16 protein-coding genes are annotated in these 18,981 nt (G+C 69.2%); 9 read left to right on the top strand and 7 right to left on the bottom strand.

Translation table 11 applies throughout. The features are described from left to right. Positions 1-37 precede the first annotated feature (37 nt). Complete coding sequence (locus E6N53_RS11115; protein ID WP_142859280.1) at positions 38-583, bottom strand: flavodoxin domain-containing protein; 546 nt, start codon at positions 581-583, stop codon at positions 38-40. A 108-nt stretch (positions 584-691) separates the two neighbouring features. After that, a complete protein-coding gene (locus tag E6N53_RS11110; protein WP_142859278.1) occupies positions 692-1,204 on the bottom strand; it encodes a Mov34/MPN/PAD-1 family protein in 513 nt (170 codons plus the stop codon). Between the two features lie 149 nt (positions 1,205-1,353). On the opposite strand from E6N53_RS11110, the gene E6N53_RS11105 reads away from it, so the two are divergent. Further along, positions 1,354-2,973, top strand: coding sequence for a spermidine synthase (locus tag E6N53_RS11105; protein WP_142859275.1), 1,620 nt, complete (start codon positions 1,354-1,356; stop codon positions 2,971-2,973). Between the two features lie 46 nt (positions 2,974-3,019). On the opposite strand, the gene E6N53_RS11100 is transcribed toward E6N53_RS11105, so the two are convergent. Beyond that, a complete protein-coding gene (locus E6N53_RS11100; RefSeq protein ID WP_142859273.1) occupies positions 3,020-3,367 on the bottom strand; it encodes a hypothetical protein in 348 nt (115 codons plus the stop codon). Positions 3,368-3,478: 111 nt separating this feature from the next. Between E6N53_RS11100 and E6N53_RS11095 the strand changes: the two genes are divergently transcribed. Next, positions 3,479-4,708, top strand: coding sequence for an MFS transporter (locus E6N53_RS11095; protein ID WP_142859271.1), 1,230 nt, complete (start codon positions 3,479-3,481; stop codon positions 4,706-4,708). A 262-nt stretch (positions 4,709-4,970) separates the two neighbouring features. Beyond that, positions 4,971-6,974 (top strand): PAS domain-containing protein, encoded by a 2,004-nt coding sequence (locus tag E6N53_RS11090; RefSeq protein WP_142859269.1) that lies wholly within the window; start codon positions 4,971-4,973, stop codon positions 6,972-6,974. 4 nt (positions 6,975-6,978) lie between these two features. Here E6N53_RS11090 and thiD read toward each other — a convergent pair whose 3' ends face one another. After that, positions 6,979-8,346, bottom strand: coding sequence for a bifunctional hydroxymethylpyrimidine kinase/phosphomethylpyrimidine kinase (gene thiD / locus E6N53_RS11085; RefSeq protein ID WP_142859267.1), 1,368 nt, complete (start codon positions 8,344-8,346; stop codon positions 6,979-6,981). 106 nt (positions 8,347-8,452) lie between these two features. On the opposite strand from thiD, the gene tenA reads away from it, so the two are divergent. From tenA to E6N53_RS11060, 5 genes are all read left to right on the top strand, one after another. Further along, positions 8,453-9,124 (top strand): thiaminase II, encoded by a 672-nt coding sequence (gene tenA, locus E6N53_RS11080; RefSeq protein ID WP_136590400.1) that lies wholly within the window; start codon positions 8,453-8,455, stop codon positions 9,122-9,124. Continuing rightward, the gene (locus E6N53_RS11075; RefSeq protein ID WP_236642335.1) at positions 9,121-9,816 is read left to right on the top strand and encodes a TenA family protein; all 696 of its coding nucleotides are present in this window, start codon (positions 9,121-9,123) and stop codon (positions 9,814-9,816) included. The genes tenA and E6N53_RS11075 overlap by 4 nt, the downstream gene beginning before the upstream one ends. Before the next feature lie 127 nt (positions 9,817-9,943). Next, entirely contained in the window at positions 9,944-11,482 is a 1,539-nt protein-coding gene (locus tag E6N53_RS11070; protein ID WP_142859263.1) for a sodium:solute symporter family transporter, read from the top strand. A gap of 117 nt (positions 11,483-11,599) precedes the next feature. Then, complete coding sequence (locus E6N53_RS11065) at positions 11,600-12,943, top strand: NRAMP family divalent metal transporter (RefSeq protein WP_394344751.1); 1,344 nt, start codon at positions 11,600-11,602, stop codon at positions 12,941-12,943. Positions 12,944-12,945: 2 nt separating this feature from the next. Continuing rightward, positions 12,946-13,557 carry a hypothetical protein gene (locus tag E6N53_RS11060; RefSeq protein ID WP_142859261.1) on the top strand — a complete coding sequence of 204 codons (612 nt, stop codon included), beginning with the start codon at positions 12,946-12,948 and terminating at the stop codon, positions 13,555-13,557. Positions 13,558-13,801: 244 nt separating this feature from the next. On the opposite strand, the gene E6N53_RS11055 is transcribed toward E6N53_RS11060, so the two are convergent. Beyond that, complete coding sequence (locus tag E6N53_RS11055) at positions 13,802-14,722, bottom strand: NAD-dependent epimerase/dehydratase family protein (protein ID WP_142859259.1); 921 nt, start codon at positions 14,720-14,722, stop codon at positions 13,802-13,804. 330 nt (positions 14,723-15,052) lie between these two features. Between E6N53_RS11055 and E6N53_RS11050 the strand changes: the two genes are divergently transcribed. After that, positions 15,053-15,838 carry an SDR family oxidoreductase gene (locus tag E6N53_RS11050; protein ID WP_142859257.1) on the top strand — a complete coding sequence of 262 codons (786 nt, stop codon included), beginning with the start codon at positions 15,053-15,055 and terminating at the stop codon, positions 15,836-15,838. A gap of 24 nt (positions 15,839-15,862) precedes the next feature. Here the strand turns inward: E6N53_RS11050 and E6N53_RS11045 are convergent, their stop codons facing one another. Next, the gene (locus E6N53_RS11045) at positions 15,863-17,422 is read right to left on the bottom strand and encodes a PAS domain-containing protein (protein WP_142859255.1); all 1,560 of its coding nucleotides are present in this window, start codon (positions 17,420-17,422) and stop codon (positions 15,863-15,865) included. 34 nt (positions 17,423-17,456) lie between these two features. After that, positions 17,457-18,926, bottom strand: coding sequence for an ATPase domain-containing protein (locus E6N53_RS11040; RefSeq protein WP_142859253.1), 1,470 nt, complete (start codon positions 18,924-18,926; stop codon positions 17,457-17,459). Positions 18,927-18,981 lie beyond the last annotated feature (55 nt).

Genomic DNA, 18,981 nt, shown 5'->3' with positions numbered 1-18,981 from the left:
CTCGCCTCAGGGGCGAGTGAGAAAAACGTTCCCTCGGTCACCGCTCCGCCAGCAGTCCCGCGAACTCGGCGGCGAACCGCTCGACAGCGTCCCACTCGGTGTACTCGTAGTCACGCGACGCGTCCGTCCCGCCGCCGTGCTTCCGGGCGATGCGCCTCATCACGAACCTGGTGAGGAGGCCATACTCGCTGTACTTCAGCGCGCCCGGGAAGACGGCCGTCAGGTCGGGCGTCCAGCCGGTCTCTGTGAGGAACCCGTCCAGCAGCTCGCGAGCGGTCGCATCCGCCTCCGGCGTCCCGGTCGCGGCGGTCAACGAGACGGAGAAGAACGCCGACGGGACCCGGTCCAGCGTCGCGACGTGGTCGCGGACGAATCGGGCGACGTACCGTTGGTGGCGGCCGTAGTGGACGGAGGCACCGACGACCCAGCCGTCGTACCCGTCCGGTGAGAACTCCGCGGGGAGGTGCGCAGCGTGGAGGAGCACCGGGTCGTGACCGGCGTCCGAGAGCACCCCGGCGACCCGCTCGGCGATGGCCGCCGTCTGTCCCTCCGTCGTCCCGTAGACGACTGCGACCCGGGCCATCAGCTCCGACCTCCGCGGTTCGGTGTCGTCGACAGCATCACGTCCACCGAGGCCCCCGGCGGACATAAACGTCAGCAGGAAATCACGACCCCCGCCGGGCCAGCGGCGCTACCGGAGCCACGAGAAGAACCCGCCCGTCTCCCGCTCGAGTTCGGCGTCGATGTCCTCCTGGGTGAAGTCGAAGAAGCGGTCGTCGGGCAACTCGACGTCGAGGACGTCGAGGTGGGTCGGTTCGCCCTGGTTGTCGAACGCCTTCCAGTTGCCCCAGCCGTAGGGCGCGCCGACGATGATGTGGACGTCGCCCTGGCCGAACGTGTCGAGGTCGGCGTCGCTGGGTCGGAGCACGCCGTTCGGGTGTGAGTGGACCGACCCCACCGACTTGAGGTCGTTCGGCTTCATGTGCGACTTCACCGTCGCGCTCACCGGGCTCGATTCGGTCCCCGGGACCACGAGGATGTCCGTGATGACCTGGCCGCTCCGGTCGAGGCCGAGCGTCCGGGCGTCCTCCGCGCGGAGGAACCCCATGTACTCGTTCGGGTGGGTGTCCTCGCACGCCTCCAGGATGAACTCCATCGTCTCCCGAGCGATTCCGAGGAGGTCGCTCGACCGAAACAGGCGCATACGCTCTCTCCGAACTCCGCGGACTAATACTCTCGGCTGTCCGTCGACGGGTCGTCGTCGGTGTGACGCGGGAGACGCGCCGACCGAGGGGGCCGACTGCTCACTGTCGGTCCAAGGTTTAACAGGCCACCCACCCAAGACCGGCCATCATGGACACGAAGACGGTCAGTGAGCGGGTCCGTCTGTCGCGGCCCGAACTGGCCGTGCTGGTCTCCGGCATCGCCAGCATGGGACTGGAGATCCTCGCCGGACGAATGCTCGCCCCACAGTTCGGGAGCAGCATCTACACCTGGGGCGGCATCATCGGGGTCTTCCTCGCGGCGCTCAGCTACGGCTACCACCGCGGCGGTCAGCGCGCGAAGACGGAAGCGTCGAACGACACGATGGCCCGGCTGTTCCTCCTGACCGCGGTGTACGTCGCCGTCCTCGTCTTCGCGGGCGACATCCTCCTCCGGATGACCTCGGGCTTCCCGCTGCCGAGTCGGTTCGCGTCGCTGCCGGCCATCACCCTCCTGTTCGGTCCGCCGACGTACTTCCTCGGGTTCATCAGCCCCTACGCGGCACAGCTCTCGGAGAAGGAGGGGCTCGGCGAGGCCTCCGGCCACGTCTACGCCCTCGGGACGGTAGGGAGCATCGTCGGCGCGTTCGCTACGACCTACCTCCTCATCCCCTCGCTGAGCATCGAGCGCATCGGCCTCGTGTTCGGCCTCCTCTCGGTGGGGACGGCGCTCGTCCTCTTCCGCCCTCGCCTCGACCGCGAGCGGGTCTTCTCGGTCGTCGCCGTCACCGCGATGCTCGTCGCCGCCGTCGGGAGCGGCGCGGTCGGCGTCGCCGTCGAGGGGCGCGTCGTCTACCAGACGCAGACGCCCTACCAGGAACTCGAGGTCATCGACGTCGACGACAGGCGAACCCTCTATCTCGACGGCCGGCCCCACAGCGCGATGGACCTCGACGACCCCTCGCGGCACGTCTTCGACTACACCACCTACTTCCATCTGCCACTCCTGTTCGCCGACGACGAAGCGGAGATAGACCGCGTCCTCTTCATCGGTGGCGGCGGGTTCACCGGTCCGAAACGCTTCGCGGAGGAGTACAACGTGACCGTCGACGTCGCCGAGATAGACCCCGTCGTCATCGACGTGGCGAAGCGGTACTTCGGCGTCTCCGAGTCCCCGCAGCTGCGGATTCACAACGTGGGCGGGCGACAGTACCTCCGAGAGACCGACCACACCTACGACCTCATCGTCCTCGACGCCTACCGGAAGGACAAGGTCCCCTTCGAACTCACGACGGTCGAGTTCATGCGCCTCGCGCGCGACCGGCTCTCCGCGGACGGTATGCTCTTCGCGAACGTCATCTCCGCCCCGAGCGGCCCGGCCTCGAAGTTCTACCGCGCGCAGTACAAGACGATGGCGCAGGTGTACCCGCAGGTGTACAGTTTCCCGACCGTCGACGGCGTCAACGTCCAGAACATCGAACTCGTCGCGACCAAGAACGCGACGGTCGTCACCGAAGCCCAGTTACGCACCCGGAACACCCAACGCGCCATCGGCGTCGACCTCTCACGGGAGCTCCGGACGTACCGTCGGACCGAGGAGACCGGTGACGTCCCCGTCCTGCGCGACGACAAGGCCCCCGTCGACGACCTCCTCGACCCGATGGTCGGCCAGCGCTACGTCGTCGGCGAGGCGGACGAGGCGAACGCGACGGCGACGCCGACATCGTCGGTGGTGCCGCCGGTCTCTTCGGTGTCGGCGGCCGTCGGCTGAACGCTTCGGCGGTGGCTCACCACCGCACCTCGCGTCCGTCCACCGGTCACCGCGAGTCCGCGACGGTCCGGTCACGGTCGTCGGTGCGGTCACAGTCGCTCCGTTCCATCGTGCCGTCCGCCACACCGCTCTCGGCCGCATCGGTCCCGTCGTCCCGCTCGCCCGCCCCGCGTTCGTCCGCCGTCTCGACGTCGTCGGCCGCATCGGTCTCGTCACCGTCCGCCTCGTCGACGACCGTGAGTGGGGCCGGCTGAACGTCGCCACAGCGCGCACAGACCGCGTACTGCGTCGTCGAGACGTCGACGAACGAGCCCGTCGTGATATCGTAGGTCGCCCGTCCGCCGTGGGGTCGGTGGCCGAACAGCGCACAGACGAGCCGAGAGCCGAGGCGCATCGACGTCAGTTGGGTGACCGACCGTATAGTTCTATCGCGCTGACAGTCTCTCCGTCGTGAGTGTGGTCGCGAAACCACGAGACACAAATCCCCGTGTCGAGAGGTAATGCTATGACGACCAGGCTCCGGTCGGCAGTGGCGCGCCTCCTCGCCGACAGTCGGCTCTCGGTCCTCGTCGCCGTCGCCGTCGGCTGGCTCTTCGTCGTCGGCGGCCGCTTCCTCCTGCCCGCCGTCCTCCCGCAGGTCAAGACGACGTTCTCGGTCGGGAACGCGGGCGCGGGGCTGGCCGTCTCCGTCGTCTGGGCCACCTACGCGCTCATGCAGGCCCCCGGCGGCGTCCTCATCGACCGGGTCGGCGAGCGCCTGCTGCTCGCGGGGAGCCTCGCGCTTACCGGCGCGGCCGTGCTCGTCGTCGCCTTCGCGCCGACCTACCCGGTGTTCCTCGTCGGCTGCGGCGTGTTCGGGCTCACGACGGGGCTGTACGGCCCGGCGCGTGGAACGACCATCTCGCGGTCGTTCCCGCGAAACGACGGCGCGGCCATCGGAGCCACCCTCGCCGCGGGGAGTCTCGGCTCCGCCATCCTCCCGTTCCTCGCCGGGTCGCTCGTCGGACGCGTCGGGTGGCGACTGCTCCTCGGCGTCCTCGTCGTCCCGTTCGTCGTCGTCGCGGCCTTCGCGTGGCGAGCGGTCCCCGTCCGGTCGGTGGGGTCGGACTCGTCGACCGGGTCGCTCCTCGCGAACGTGTTCGCGGCCGTCCGGACGCCCGCCGTGGCCCGCGCCGTCGCTGCGGTGACACTCTTGCTCTTCGCTTTCCAGGGGCTCACCGCGTTCCTCCCCACGTACCTCGTCGAGGTCAAGGGGTTCGACCAGTCGACGGCGACCGGCCTGTTCGCGCTTTTGTTCCTCGCCGGGGCCGGGTCACAACTCCTCGCGGGTACGCTCGCCGACCGAATCGGCGAGCGCTGGGTTCTCACCGCGACGGCCGCCGTGGCCGTCGTCTCCGCGGCCGCGATTCCGTTCGTCGACGGCGTCCTCGTCGCCGCCGTCGTGGTGAGCGCCGTCGGGACCCGACTCGCGATGGCTCCCGTCTCGAACGCGTACGTCATCGACGTGCTCCCGCCCGGCGTGCAGGGGAGCGCCTGGGGTGTCCTCCGAACGGGGTTCTTCCTCGTGAGCGCCGGCGGGTCGACGTTCGTCGGGGCGTTCGCCGACCGCGGACTGTTCGACGAGGCGTTCTTCGTCCTCGCCGCACTGGCCGGAGTTGCCGCCGTCCTCTACGTCGGCCTCCCCACCCGAGCGACCGCGAAACGGCAGGGACAGGCGTCGATTACCCGCGAGTGACAGCCAGCGCGTCGCGCTCCACGGCCGACTGTGTGCCGCCGGCCGGCCCACCGTAACACGCTGTGGGTGTGCACCCGACACACGGTCCGCTCCGCGCGACGCGCGGACGACTGGGCGGTCGGTCGCTGACCACCGCGGCATCGACTGCGTTGTGGCCCCGGCTCTCGCCGTGTTCGATTGTCAGTCGTGATAACACCAACAGCAGATTCATCGCTGTTCCTCCCCAGGCACAGTCGTTACCGCAGACTCCCGTCTCGACCCTATGTCACTCAAACACGTTCCCCCCGGCGACGACCGGTCCGCCCGGCAGGCAGTCTACGAAGCCTTCGCGGATCGGAACAGACCCGTCGAGGAGGCCATCGCACAGGCGCTCGATGCCGGCATCGACCGGCTCGACGTCTCGCTCGGGTTTCTGACCGAAATCACCGACGACCGACAGACGATCACCGCCGTCCAGACCGCCGAACCGGCCGACTCGGTCGCGGTCGGTGACTCGTGTCCGCTCGACCAGGCGTACTGTCGACAGACGATCCGACAGGACAGCCCGCTCTGCGTTCAAGACGCCGTGACCTCGTCGGACGTCTCCGAGGCCGCCTACGAGACGTTCGGCCTGGACACGTACATCGGCGCGAAGGTCGTCACTGGCGACGACGTACACGGCACGGTCTGCTTCGCCGACACCGAACCCCGGGCGGAACCGTTCCCCGAGGCCGACCAGTTGTTCGTCGAACTCCTCGCCCGGCTCGTCGGGGGGGCGCTCGAGCGCCGTGAGTACGAGGAGACCCTCACGGCGCAAAACGAGCGACTCCGGACGGAGACCGAGCGCGCACAGCGCATCGCCGACACCACGTTCGACTTGCTGTTCCGGATCACCCCAGACACGCAGTTGACGTACGTCTCTTCTGGACTGCACGCCATCCTCGGGTACGACCCCGCCGACGCCATCGGGACGCCGTTCACCGAGTACATCGCCCCCCAGTCGGTGCCCGCGGCCGTCGACGCGTTCGAGCGCCTGCTCGACGCCGAACCGGTCAGGAACCTCGAGCTGACGGCCGAGACAGCCACGGACGAGTCAGCCGTGATCGAGGTCAACGCGACGCCCGTCGTCGAGGACGGTACGGTCGAGGCGGTCCAGGGCGTCGCCCGCGACGTCACGGCCCGGCGCGCTCGTGAGGCCGAACTCCGGCTCAAGACGCGGGCGATCGACGACGCCACCGTCGGCGTCACCATCGCCGACGCGACGCGGGAGGACAATCCGCTCATCTACCTGAACCACGCGTTCGAGGAGTTGACGGGGTACGCGGCCGACGAAGTGCTCGGCCGGAACTGTCGATTTCTGCAGGGGCCGGCGACCGACGACGAGCGCGTCGAGACGCTTCGGGCGGGAATCGACGCCGGCGAGCCGGTCTCGGTCGACCTCGTTAACTACCGGGCGAACGGCGCACCGTTCTGGAACAACGTCCGCGTCGTCCCCGTCGAAGACGAGGCCGGCGACACCTCACACTTCGTCGGCTTCCAGGAGGACGCGACGGACCGTGTCCGGACCCAGCGGCTCATCGAACTGCTCAACCGGGTCCTCCGGCACAACCTCCGGAACGACCTGAACGTCCTCTCGGGGTACGGCGAACTCCTGAGCGACCCTGACGCCGACGCCGACACCACGGCCAACGCTGGCCGCGTGGTTCGAGAGACCGTCGCGAAGCTGACCTCGGTGAGCGAACAGGTCCGCGAACTCGAAGCCATCGCCCGCCAAGAGCGCGAGCCGACCCGGCTCGACGTCGCCGACCTCCTGTACGGCGTCGTCGCGGACGTCGAGGCGAACCACCCTGACGCGACGGTCGACGTCCACGTCGACGTCGCCACCGACCGAGGAATCTGTGCGGGCGTCGAACTGGAGCGGGCGGTCGAGGAACTCGTCGACAACGCACTGACGCACGACGCTAACCCGTCGCCGAGGGTTCGAGTGTCGGCGCGCGACGTCGACGACGCCATCGTGCTCACCGTCGCCGACGACGGCCCGGGTATCCCCCCGGTCGAGGCGTCGGCGGTCGAAGCCGGCCGCGAGACGACGATCGAACACGGCGACGGTCTCGGTCTGTGGCTGGTGAACTGGATCGTCACCCGCTACGGCGGGAGCTTCCAGCTCCGACCCGCGGTCGACGCGGACGAGGCGTCCGGCACCGTCGCGACGGTTCGCCTCCCGTCTATCGAGGCGGAGCAGTCTGTCGACGACGCAGTCCGGCCGCACACGACGCTGTTCCAGTGACGGGTCACGCGTCGGCCACCGCCGCCGCGAGCGCGAGGAGTCGGTCCCCGAGCGTCTCGGCGTCGGCTGCGAGCACCCGTGTCATCGGCTCCTTCCCGACGTCGCCGTCGTCGACCACCGCGACGGGTGGGGTCTCACTCGCGCCCTCGAACGCCCGTTTCGCCCCCCAGCCCATCGTCGACGCCTCCTCGTCGGCGGTCGGCTCCCGGCCACGGTCGAACGAGGCGACCGTCCAGTCCAGCCCCTCGAGCGCCCGCTCGACACGGTCGTCGTACCGACAGTTCGCGGCGAACCGATAGGCCGGGACGAACTCCCGCGCCGACAGGAGGAAGCGAGCGACGTGACTCGACGCGCCGAACCGCACCCCCCGGTTCGGGCGGATGCCCGAGACCGTTCTGGTGATTCGGCCCTCGACAGCCGCGACGGCCGCGGGTGCCTCGGCGTACGGCGTCGCGCCGGCGACGTTCAACCCGACCTCGGGGACGATGGCTCGTGCGGTGGGGGCCGCAACCAGTCGGTCGACGACGCCCTCGACGGCCTCGCTCGTCGCGTGTCGTGCGGCCCGGTCGCGGAGGTCGACGAGGTGGTGGACCGCGCCGGGACCCTCGCCGACGTCGAGCGGGTAGCGCACCGCGCGGCGCACGAACGTGACGCCGGCCTCGACGGCCTCCTCGAGCGAGGCACCCTGAGCGAGGCCGGCCGCGACAGCGCTCGACAGCGTACAGCCGGAACCGTGGGTCGCGACCGTGTCGACGCGGTCGCCCTCGAACCGACGCGTTCCGTCGGCCGTGACGAGCAGGTCCACGACGCGGTCGGTGTCGACGTGCCCCCCTTTCACGAGCGCGGCGTCCACGCCGGTCTCGACGAGGGCCTCCCCTGCCTGCTGCATCGCCGCCTCGTCGTCGACGTCGATTCCAGTGAGGACGCCCGCCTCGTCGGCGTTGGGTGTCACGAGGGTCGCCTCTCGGAGCAACGCCGCGTAGGCGGCTTCTGCCTCCGACGCGAGCAACCGGTCGCCACTGGTCGCGACCATCACGGGGTCGACGACGGTCGGGACGTCCCAGTCGCCGAGGTGTGCGGTCACCCGCTCGACGATAGGCGTCGTCGCGAGCATCCCCGTCTTCACCGCCCGGACGTCGAAGTCCTCGCGGACGGCCGCGACCTGGGCGTCGACCTCCTCGACCGGCAGGACGTGTGTCGACTCGACGCCGCGAGTGTGCTGGGCGGTCACGCTCGTGACGGCGCTCGTCCCGAAGACGCCGTGGGCCTCCATCGTCTTCAGGTCGGCCTGGATGCCCGCGCCGCCGCCCGAATCGCTGCCGGCGATGGTGAGCGCGACGGGCCGGCGGTCGGGGACGGCACGTCGGCTCACGGTCGGCCCCTCCCTCGAACCGCGCTGTGCTGGCGTGTGTGGTGCATATTAATTGGGTATACCATCCTGTGATAACACTTTTGTGGTCGCTCGCGGATGCACGGGCATGTCGTTCACGGACGAACTCGACCCGGTCGCCACGTCGCTGTGGGACGCCATCGTCGACCATCCGATGGTCGCTCGACTGGGAGAGGGAACGCTCGACGAGGCACCGTTTCGATACTGGGTCAGACAGGACTACGTCTACCTCGTCGAGTACAGTCGGGTGTTCGCGCTCGGCGCGGTGAAAGCGCCCGACCTCACCAGGCTGGGAACGTTCGCCGACCTCCTCGAATCGACGGTGAACACCGAGATGGACCTCCACCGAGAGTACGCCGCGACGTTCGGCATCACGGAGGCGGCGCTGGAGGCGACCGAACCGTCCCCGACCACGCGGGCGTACACCGACTTTCTGGTTCGGACCGCCGCCGTCGGAACGTTCGGTGACCTCGTCGCCGCACTCCTGCCCTGTATGTGGGGCTTCAACGCCACGGCGAAACGACTCGACGAGCGGGGGCGTCCCGACCACGAGGGGTACGCCGCGTGGATTGACATGTACGCCGGCGAGGAGTTCACCGAACTCACCGAGTGGTGTCTGGCCCTGATGGACGACGTCGCGGCCGACGCGAGCGCGCGTGAACGGGACCGCTACCGCGACCTGTTCGTGCTGTCCGGGAGATACGAGTACCGCTTCTGGGACGCCGCCTGGCGCGAGGAGACGTGGGAGGTGGCAGTGTGACCACACACGACTCCTACGACGCGTACGCGCGGACCCGCGACGACCCCCGCTTCACCGACTGGCTCCGAGCGGCCGCCGAACCGGCGTGGACCGAGGCGACGGAACACCGCTTCGTCGTGGAACTGGCCGACGACACCATCCCGGACGGCGTCTTCCGCCGGTATCTCGTCCAGGACTACGCCTTCGTCACGACGCTCGCGGACCTCGTCGGCCACGCGGCGGGCGACGCTCCGACCGTCGAGGCGACACGCGAACTCGCGGGGTTCTTGCGCACGCTCACCGACGAGGAGGACGACTACTTCGAGCGCTCGTTCGACGCGCTGTCGGTCCCCGAAGCGGACCGGGTCACCCCCGAGAAGACGGCCACGACCGACGCGTTCGAGGACCTGCTCACGCGTGCCGCGCTCGAAGGCGGCTACGCCGAGTCGCTGGCGGCGCTCACCGCCGTCGAGTGGGTCTACTGCACCTGGGGCGTCGCCAGCGCCGACGCCGCCCTCGACCGGTTCTACCTCGCCGAGTGGGTCGACTTGCACGCCCTGCCGTCGTTCGAGTCGTTCGTCGGGTGGCTCCGTACCGAACTCGACAGGGAGGGGCCGACGCTCTCCGCCCGCCGGGAGGCGCGGGTCGCCCGCCACTTCCGCCGGGCGGTCGACCTCGAAGTCGCCTTCTTCGACGCGGCGTACGACGCGTGAGCGCGAGGCATCGGACCGGTCGCGGCGTCGTGTTCCAGGCAGGTATTACTAAATAATACAACCAAGTTTTATCTCGTTCGTCGGTGTAGGCTCGCCCGATGCGACCGAGACACGGAGGGGAGCGGTAATGGTGACCGCGCGGACCACGCTCGCGGTGACGGTGCTCACGCTCGTGTGCTTCACCGGCCTGGGCCTCTGGTACGTCCGCCGCCGCGGCGGTATCCGCGACGCCGAGGAGTTCGTCAGCGCGCGGAACTCGGCGGGGACCGGCGCGACGACGGCGACGCTCGTCGCCAGCGTGATGGGCGTCTGGATTCTCCTCGCTCCCGTCGAGGCCGGCGCGGCCTTCGGCGGTGTCTCGGCCGTCCTCGGCTACGCGGTCGGCGAGGCCATCCCGATGCTCGCGTACGCGCGACTCGGCCCGCGCATCCGTGAACTCATCCCGGAGGGCCACTCGCTCACCGAGTACGCCCTCGCTCGCTACGGGAAGGGGATGTACGCGTTCGTCCTGCTCGTGAGCGTCTTCTACATGTTCATCTTCCTCGCGGCGGAACTGACGGGGATCGCCAGCGCCTTCGAACTCGTCGCCGGCGTCCCCCGCTGGCAGACGGGTGTGCTCGTCGGGGGGTTCGTCCTCCTGTACACGAGCTACGGGGGGCTGCCGGCGAGCATCTTCACCGACGCGGTGCAGACGGTACTCGTGCTCCCGCTTCTCGTCCTCAGTGCCGTCGGCGCCGTCGTCGTCCTCGGCGGGCCGACGGCGACCTACGAAGCCGTGGTGGCGACCGACCCGACGCTCGTCGACCCGACGTTCTTCACCGGTCTCCGCTTCGGGTTCTGGGTCGCCATCGCCATCCTCGGCGCGGAACTCATCAACCAGACGTGGTGGCAGCGCATCTACGCGGCCCGCGATGCCGAGACGCTGAAGAAGGGGTTCCGCCGGGCCGCCGTCACCAACTTCTGCGTCGTGCTCGTCGCGGGGCTGTTCGGCGTCCTCGCCCGCGGCGTCGCCGACATCGTGGTCTCGGGGCCGGAGTACAACGCGAGCGTCGCCTTCTTCGTGCTCCTCCAGGAGGCGTTCCCCGAACCGCTCGTCATCGGCGTCGTCCTCCTCGCGCTCTTGCTCGTGATGAGCACCGCCGACACGCTGTTCAACGCGCTGGCGAGCGTCGTCACGGCGGACCTGCCGCGCGTCCTCTCCGACCCCGACGACCGGACCCTCACCTGGGGGGCCAGAGTGCTCACCGTCGTCGTCGCAGTCGCGGCCATCCTCGTCAGCCTCCGCGCTCAGAGCGTGCTTCGACTCTTTCTCCTCGCGGATCTGTTCGGTGCGGCGGTGATGGTGCCGCTGCTCTACGGGCTGTACTCGCGTCGGGCGACCGGGACGGGCATGCTCGTCGCCAGTCTCGCGGGGCTCGCCGTCGGCCTCGCGTTCTTCCCGTCGCCCGTCGTCCGGTCGGTGACGGTGGCGCTTCCGGTCGTCGGCTCCCGCCTGCCCCCCGCGGACTTCCTCTGGGCGTTCGTCGGCGCGGCCGGCGTCTCCACGCTCGTGGCCGTCCTCGCCACACGGGTCGCCGGAACGAGCTACGACCTCGACCGCCTCGCCGTCGTCGTCCGGCGCTTCGACACGAGCGCCGTCGACGCCCCCGACGAGCAGACCGACTGACCGCCGTCGAGCGCCGCGTCTCGAACGGGCTCGGGGGGCTCCGCGCTCCTCGACCGAGATATTATCTGGTGGTATGACTGAGTAAATCATATGTGGGGGGACGAGAAAACTCCACGTATGACAGACACGCTCGGCAGTCGTCTCCGCTCGTCGGTCGGCGCGATGGGGCCGGCCTGGGTCGCCGGTGCCATCGCCGCGGGCCCGGCGACGATGGCCTCGGTCATCACGGCCGGGGCCTCGTTCGGTTACACGTTCCTCTGGGTGGTCGTCGCCTCCGCCGCCTTCGGCGCGACGGCGCAGTACTTCGCGATGCGACTGGGGCTCCTCACCGAACGGGGCATCGTCGGCGTCGTCGAGGACCACCTCGGCGAGCGGTGGGCGTGGCTCCTCGTCGTCGACGTCGTCCTCGCGGCCGGCCTCGCCCAGCTGGTCATCATGAAGGGCCTCGCGGACGTCTCCGCGACGGTCACGGGCGTCGACGCGCGCGTCTGGGGGGTCACCTGGGCGGTCGTCCTCGCGCTCGGTCTCGCCGGGCGGGGCTACCGCTTCGTCGAACTCGGTGCCAAACTGCTCGTCTCGGGCGTCGTCCTCGCCTTCGTCGCCTCGCTCTTCGTGGTTCCCATCGACCCCGTCGCCGCCGTCTCGGGACTCGTCCCGCGGGTCCCGGCGGGCGTCGACGGCGCGCTCGTCGCGGCCGGTGTGCTCGGCGGTGCGGTCCACATCACGCTCGTGACGATGCACTCGTACACGATGCGCGCCCGCGGGTGGACCCGCGACGACTACGACCTCGCGACCTTCGACGTCGGTGCTTCGATGCTCGGCGCGTTCGGCCTCTACAGCCTCGCCATCTTCCTCGTCGCCGCGAGCGTGCTCCACGCCCCGGGAATCGCAGCGAACGACCTCACCGCTGTCTCGGCCGCGCAGACGCTCGGTCCCCTCGTCGGTCCGGCCGCACAGTGGCTCTTCCTCGTCGGTCTCTGGGGGGCGGCCGTCTCGACGCTGGGTGGCAACACCATCGTCCCACCGTTCCTCGTCGCCGACAAACTCGGCTGGGAGACCGACGTCTCCGACTCGCGATACAGAGGGCTCCTGGCGGGGTTCGCGCTCGTCTCGGCGGCCGGCCCCTTCGTCGGCGGCGCGTTCTTCCCACTCCTCGTGTTGGTGCTCGCGTTCGGCCTCGTCGGCACGCCCTTCGCCCTCGTCGTCGTCCTCGTGTTGCTCAACTCCGAGGCGGTTCCCGAGCCGAACTCACGGGTCGCCAACCTCGCGGGCGTCGTCCTCGTCGCCGTCACCGCCACCACGGCGGGCTCGTTCGTCCAGAGCCGCCTCGCGGGCGACCTGACCGACCCCGTGACGCTCTTCGTCGTCGCCTTCGCCGTCGTCCTCGCGGTCGCGACCCTCGTCCTCGTCGTGCAGTTCGTCCGCGCGCGCCCGACGCGACGCGCGCCGGCGAGCGGGTGACGATGTCGTCTCGCGAACCGCTCCCGCTCACGGGGACGACGCTGGTCCTCGGGCCGTCGAACGTCGGCAAGACGACGCGGACCGCCCGGGCGCTGGAGCGGTGGGTCGACACCCACGGTCCCGCGGGGGTCGTGGTCCTCGACTTCGCTCCGGAACTCCGTCGAGGCGACCGGGTGCTCGGTGGCCGCCTCAACCGGGTCACCGACCTGCTCACCGACGAGTCGGAGGGGGTCACGCTGGGCGAGCGGACGACCGTCACTCGGCCGAACGGGGTCTGGTACGGAGTCCTCGATGCGCACGCCCCACGTGCGGCGAGCGAGTGTGAGGCCGACGCCGTCGCGCTCGCCGCCGAGAACGCCGCGGGCGCGGCGCGACTGCTCGACCACGCGCCGGCCGACCCCCACGCGGTGTTCGTGAACGACGCGACCATCGCGCTCCAGCATCCGACGGGACGAGTCGACCGCCTCCTCGCGTACTGCGCCGGGGCGACCGCGGCGGTCCTCAACGCGCTCGAGAGCGACGAACTCGGCGTCGACGACGCCGTCTCCCGGCAGGAACAGACTGCGCTAGCCGCGCTCGTGGCCGGCGCCGACCGGGTCGTCCGACTCCCGTAGCCGTGGCTCGTGCGGTCAGTCGGTGGAAAGACCGGGACTCGTGAGGGGGAGAGACTCTGGGGAGAGGGGGGGGAACAAGCCCCGGCACCACTATGCCGACGCTCCTGACAATTAAACGTCTCGATTCGCGCCCCGTCCTCCGCCGGGTCGAAGCCACAGTCCGTTCAGAACGGCGCGCAGCTCCATCGGCGCGTGGGCCGCACGGGATTCGGTGGTAACCGATTTCCGGCCGTCGACCGGTCGGTCAGCGGTACTGTTCGCAGATACGCCGGAGCCCCTCGCGGAACGAAATCTGCGGTTCCCACCCCGTCTCGTCCACCATCTTCGAGATGTCCGCCATCGTGTCGTGGACGTAGACGTACTCGGGGATGGGGTTCTCGACGTAGGTCGGCTCGACGTCCGTATCCAGCTCCTCGTTCAACAGTTCGACGACGGTGTTGAAGTCGTAGCTCTCGCCCGTCCCGAGGTTGTAGATGCCGTCGAGTTCGTGCGCTGCGGCGGCGACCAGCCCCCGAACGATGTCGTCGACGTGGGTGAAGTCACGCGTCTGCGTGCCGTCGCCGTAGATTTCGGGAGAGCGACCGTTGGCGAGGTCGTCGGCGAACTGTGCGAGGATGTTCGCGTACTCGCCCTTGTGCTCCTCGTTGCCGCCGTACCCCTGGTACACCGAGAAGAAGCGCATCCCGGCCATCGTCATGTCGTAGTGGTGTGAGAAGTACTCCGCGTAGCGCTCACGCCCCAGCTTCGAGGCCTCGTAACCGGTGTGTGTCTCGACGTCCATGTCCTCCGGGGAGGGCTCGGTGCGGTTGCCGTAGATCGAGGAAGTCGACGCGTAGACGACCGTGTCACAGCCGTCGTCGCGCGCCTGGACGACCGTGTTGACGAACCCTTCGATGTTCACCCGAACGCCCTTCTGAGGGTTCTCCTCGTGCATCGCGTACGAGGAGAGCGCCGCGAGGTGGAACACCACGTCGACGTCCTCGGTGGGGAGGTCCTCGTCGAGGACGCTCGTTCCGACGTACTCGACCTCCTCGTTGAGGTTCTCCGGCGTTCCCAGATACTCGTCGTCGACCGCGATGACCTCGTTCTCTGCGGCCAAGGTGTTCGCGAGATTCGAACCGATAAAGCCCGCTCCCCCCGTGACCAGCACTGTCTGTCCGTTCATACCGAAGCGTGTCAGGCAGGACGATAAAAATCGGTTGGTTCCGCGCTCAGTCACCCCCATCGGGCGGTGGAACCGCCCCCGATTCCTCACATACATTCACATATTATATCTCGCCGAGAGCGCGCGGCCGAGGTCGGAGACGCCGGAGCGGACGTCGTCGGGAGCGCAGAGGAATCTCACGCCACCGGGCCGCCCCGGGCCGCGTCGCGTGACGCTCCGACGCGGAGCGTCAAGATTCATCCGTCCGAGTGCCGTGGCGGTCGTCATGGACAGACGAACCGTGCGCTCGTCGGTGTGCTGCCTCGACCCGGGCGGGCTCTCGTGTCGCGTGTGAGCGACCCGGCGGTTCTCGTCACCGGTGCCTCGTCGGGTATCGGGCGGGCGACGGCGAACCGCTTTCACGAGGCGGGCTGGCGCGTCCACGCGACGGCGCGCGACCCGACCGACCTCGCAGACCTCACAGCCCGGGGCTGTGAGACGCACGCGCTGGACGTCACCGAGGACCCGGACCTGTCGTTCCTCGACGGGCTCGACTGTCTCGTCAACAACGCCGGGTTCGGGCAGTACGGCCCGCTCGAGGACGTCCCAGTCGAGCGACTCCGACGCCAGTTCGCGGTCAACCTCTCCGGCCCGCACCGCCTCTGTCGTGCCGCCCTCCCCGCGCTCTGCGACGCGGGTGGCACTGTCGTCAGCGTGTCGAGCCTCGCGGCACACGCGCCGTTCCCCGGCGCGGGCGCGTACTGCGCGTCGAAGGCGGCCCTCGAAGCCCACCACGACGCCATGCGAGCCGAACTGCTCGACCGGGGAGTCGACGTGGTACTCGTCCAGCCGGGACCGGTCGAGACGGGGTTCCGAGCGCGCAGAGAGCGCGAACTCGCCGCGCTCTCTCCCTCTGCGGCGTACACCGACGTCTACGACCGCCACCGCGGGGAGACGACGCGCGGGGCGCTGTTCGGAGAGACGACAGCCGACGAGGTGGCCGATGCCGTCTTCACCGCGGCCGTCTCACCGGACCCACCCGCGCGGCTTCCCGTCGGGTGGCGCGTCAGAGCCGCAATCACCCTCTCGCGGTTCGTTCCCGACGCCTGGCGCGAACGCGTGTACGAGTGGTTGTGACGGCCGGCCGACCGAGTGTCGGACTCACGTACCCCGTTCGTGCTCGCGCGCTGGGCTCTGCGGGGGCGGTGCTCGAACCGGGAACCGAACGTGGAGCGTGCCGTCAGCCGCCCGAACCAGTTCGCCGCCGTTTCGCGTCGTCACCCAGCGGAGGACCCAGAGGCCGAGGTGGTCGGTGTGTCGAAGCGGCGTCTCCGACCCCGCTTCGATTACGTGCCAGTCGGTCTCGGAGAGGCCCCCACCGTCGTCACTCAGCGCGATGTCGACGACGCCGTCGTCGGTGCTCACGACGATGGACACCCGCCGGTCGGGCGACTCGGAGCGGTTGGTGTCGAGGAGCGTCGACAGGTAGTCGACGCAGCCGAGCGCGAGCGTCCTGGCGCTGACGTGTACCGGGTCGTCGGGGAGTTCGACACGGACAGTGACGTCCGAGTCGCGTGTGCCGATTTCGTCGGCGATCTCGTCGACGACGTCGGCCGCGACGGGGCCGCCGCTGAACACCTGTTCGATGTGGCCCGTCTCCTCGCTCAGTCCGACGAGTCGGCTGATCGACTCGCCGATCCGCTCGAGGGCGGTCTCGCGGTCGATGCCGACGTCCGACAGCAACGCGTCGCGATAGCCGTCGATGATGTTCAGTTCGTTCCGGAGGTTGTGACGCATGAACCGGTTGAGGACGTCCACGCGCTGTTCGTGGAGCTTCCGGGCCGTGATGTCCGTCTGAAAGCCGACGAAGTGCGTCACCTCACCGTCGTCGTCGCGGACGGGCGCGATGTCGACCTTGTTCCAGAACTGCTCGCCGTCTCGAGTGTAGTTCACCAGGTCGACGCTCACCGGCTCGGCGACGGCGAGCGCCGCACGCAGCGTGCGGCGCGTCGCCTCGTCGGTTCGCTCTCCCTGCAGGAAGCGGCAGTTCCGCCCGAGGACCTCGGCTTCCGAATAGCCCGTCAGCTCGCAGAACGCGTCGTTGACGTACACGAGCGGGGTGTCGTCCGCCCACGGCCCGGCGATGGTGACGCCGATCGGTGCCTCGGCCATCGCACGGTCTCTGACGCGGAGTTCGGTCAGGGCGACTTCGAGTTCCGCCTCCCGGTCGGCGAGCCGACAGCTCTGTCGACGGCGTGCGAGCAGGTTCTCGATTCGGGCGCGAAGAACCGGCTTCGAGATGGGCGTCTGGACCACATCGTCGACGACCGCCCACCCGTCCTCGGACAGCGGTGCGGTCCCCGAGTCGACGAGGACGACCGGGAGGAACACCGGGTCGACTGCCTCGCGCCGAGCGAGGATGGCGTCCCGGTGGCGGTCGAGTTGCCGTCTATCGACGAGACAGAGGTCGACCTCGGCGGTGAGCGCCGCCGCGTCGTCCGTCGCAGTGACGGTCAACTCCGCCGTGAGGAACTCGGCGAGCAGGTGGCGGTTCCGGTTCGTCTCCGCGAGGAGGAGGACGTGTGGCGGGTCCGTCCCGCCGGAACCGTTGCTGGTGTGACGGGACGTTCGTTCGCTGTCGCCGTCGGCTCCGGGAGCTCCCGTGGCTCGGCCGGCTTCGACGTCACTCGACGACTGGTCGTCCGCTGGGGTGTCTGTCATTTCATCGGCTGTCGGTGCGAACGGTCACGCGAGTTCATCGGTCCTGGTCTAGCGACGGGGTGTCTCCGACGACCTCGGGAATCCCGCCGAGGATGCCACGCAGCGACCGCAGCGGCTGACCGACGCTGAGTCCGTACTCGGTGATTTTGAACTCCCGGAGGGCCCGCTCGTAATCGCTCGTTCGCTTCTTCAGGACGCCGATGGCCTTCCGGAGCTCGCCGTTCACCTCGATGTACCGGAGGAAGACGATGTTGTCGGCGATGTAGCTGACGCCGCCCTGTGTCGCGCGGAACTCACCCGTGACCGTCTCGGCAGAGTCGACGAGCAGTGTCGTCACGCCACGCGACCGGAGATACCGACAGAGCGCGCCGATTTCGCGGTGGAGCGAGTCGGCGTCCTCGCTCCGAACCGACAGGCGGTAGCCGTCGATGCCGTCGATGAGGACGACTTTCGCTCCCCGCGCTTCGACGTCCGCCCGTACCATCGACGCGAACTCCGCCGGGGACTGGACGAGCGGCTGGACCTCCTCGATTCTGAGCGTCCCCCGGTCGACCATCCTGTCGACCGGGATGTCGACGGACGTACACCGGGTGGTGAACGTCCTGGTGGTCTCTTCGAACATGTAGATGACGGAGCGCTCGCCCCGTCCCGCGGCCTCCTTCATCACCTGTGCGCCGAGCGTCGTCTTCCCGACCCCGCTCGGCCCGTTGATGATGGTGACGGTCCCCCGGCTCAACCCGCCGCCGAGGAGCTGGTTCAGCTCTGGAATTCCGGCGGAGATGGTCTCGTCGGGGAAGTCGACCGCGTGGCCGTCGGGGACCAACACCGGATAGACCTGGATACCCTCGTCCGTGATTCGGACGGTGTGAGCGCCGCTCTGTGTGTTCGACCCGCGGAACTTCGTGACGCGGAGGCGTCGGCCCCGGTCCGTGTTGGTGAGTTCGAACGACCCGTCGCTGAGATACTGGAGGTCGTCGTCGGGCACACCCGACGTCGCCTGCGTGGTGAAAACCAGCGTCACGTCCTGCTCGCGGAGGAAACGCAGGAGCGACGAGACCTGCTGGCGGAGCTGATACGTGTCGGGCGCGAGGTGCTGGAGTTCCGACATCGGGTCGATGAACATCCGGGTCGGTTCGCTGTCGCGTACGGCTTCGACGATGGCCGACCGCAGTGACGCCCCCTCCACGTCGTCGGAGGTGAACACGTCGTACTCCTGCTCTTCGACGAACACGTCGGCGGCGGGGCTCAGATCGAGGAATGTGACGTTCTCGGTGTCGATTCCGACGGCCGCCGCGTTCCGAGCCACCTCCGCCGCGGGCTCTTCGAGGTTGACGTAGAGTGACTCCCCCTCGCCGGCGGTGAGAAAGTGGAGACCGAGAATCGTCTTCCCCGTCCCGGGGTCGCCGCTCACCATGTAGCTCCGGCTGGGGATGAGACCACCGGACAGCACGTCGTCGAGGCCGGTTATCCCCGTCGAGATTCGGCCGTCGGGGAGAGATTCCATGGCACCGTTGAGGAAACCGGCTGATATAGCTGTTTATCCCGGAGGCCGCGCGCCG

Origin of the sequence: Salinigranum halophilum, from assembly GCF_007004735.1 — an archaeon.
Taxonomy (GTDB): Archaea; Halobacteriota; Halobacteria; order Halobacteriales; family Haloferacaceae; genus Salinigranum; species Salinigranum halophilum.
Note: the sequence above shows the minus strand (reverse complement) of the source record. Positions and strands in the feature narration are given on the sequence as shown.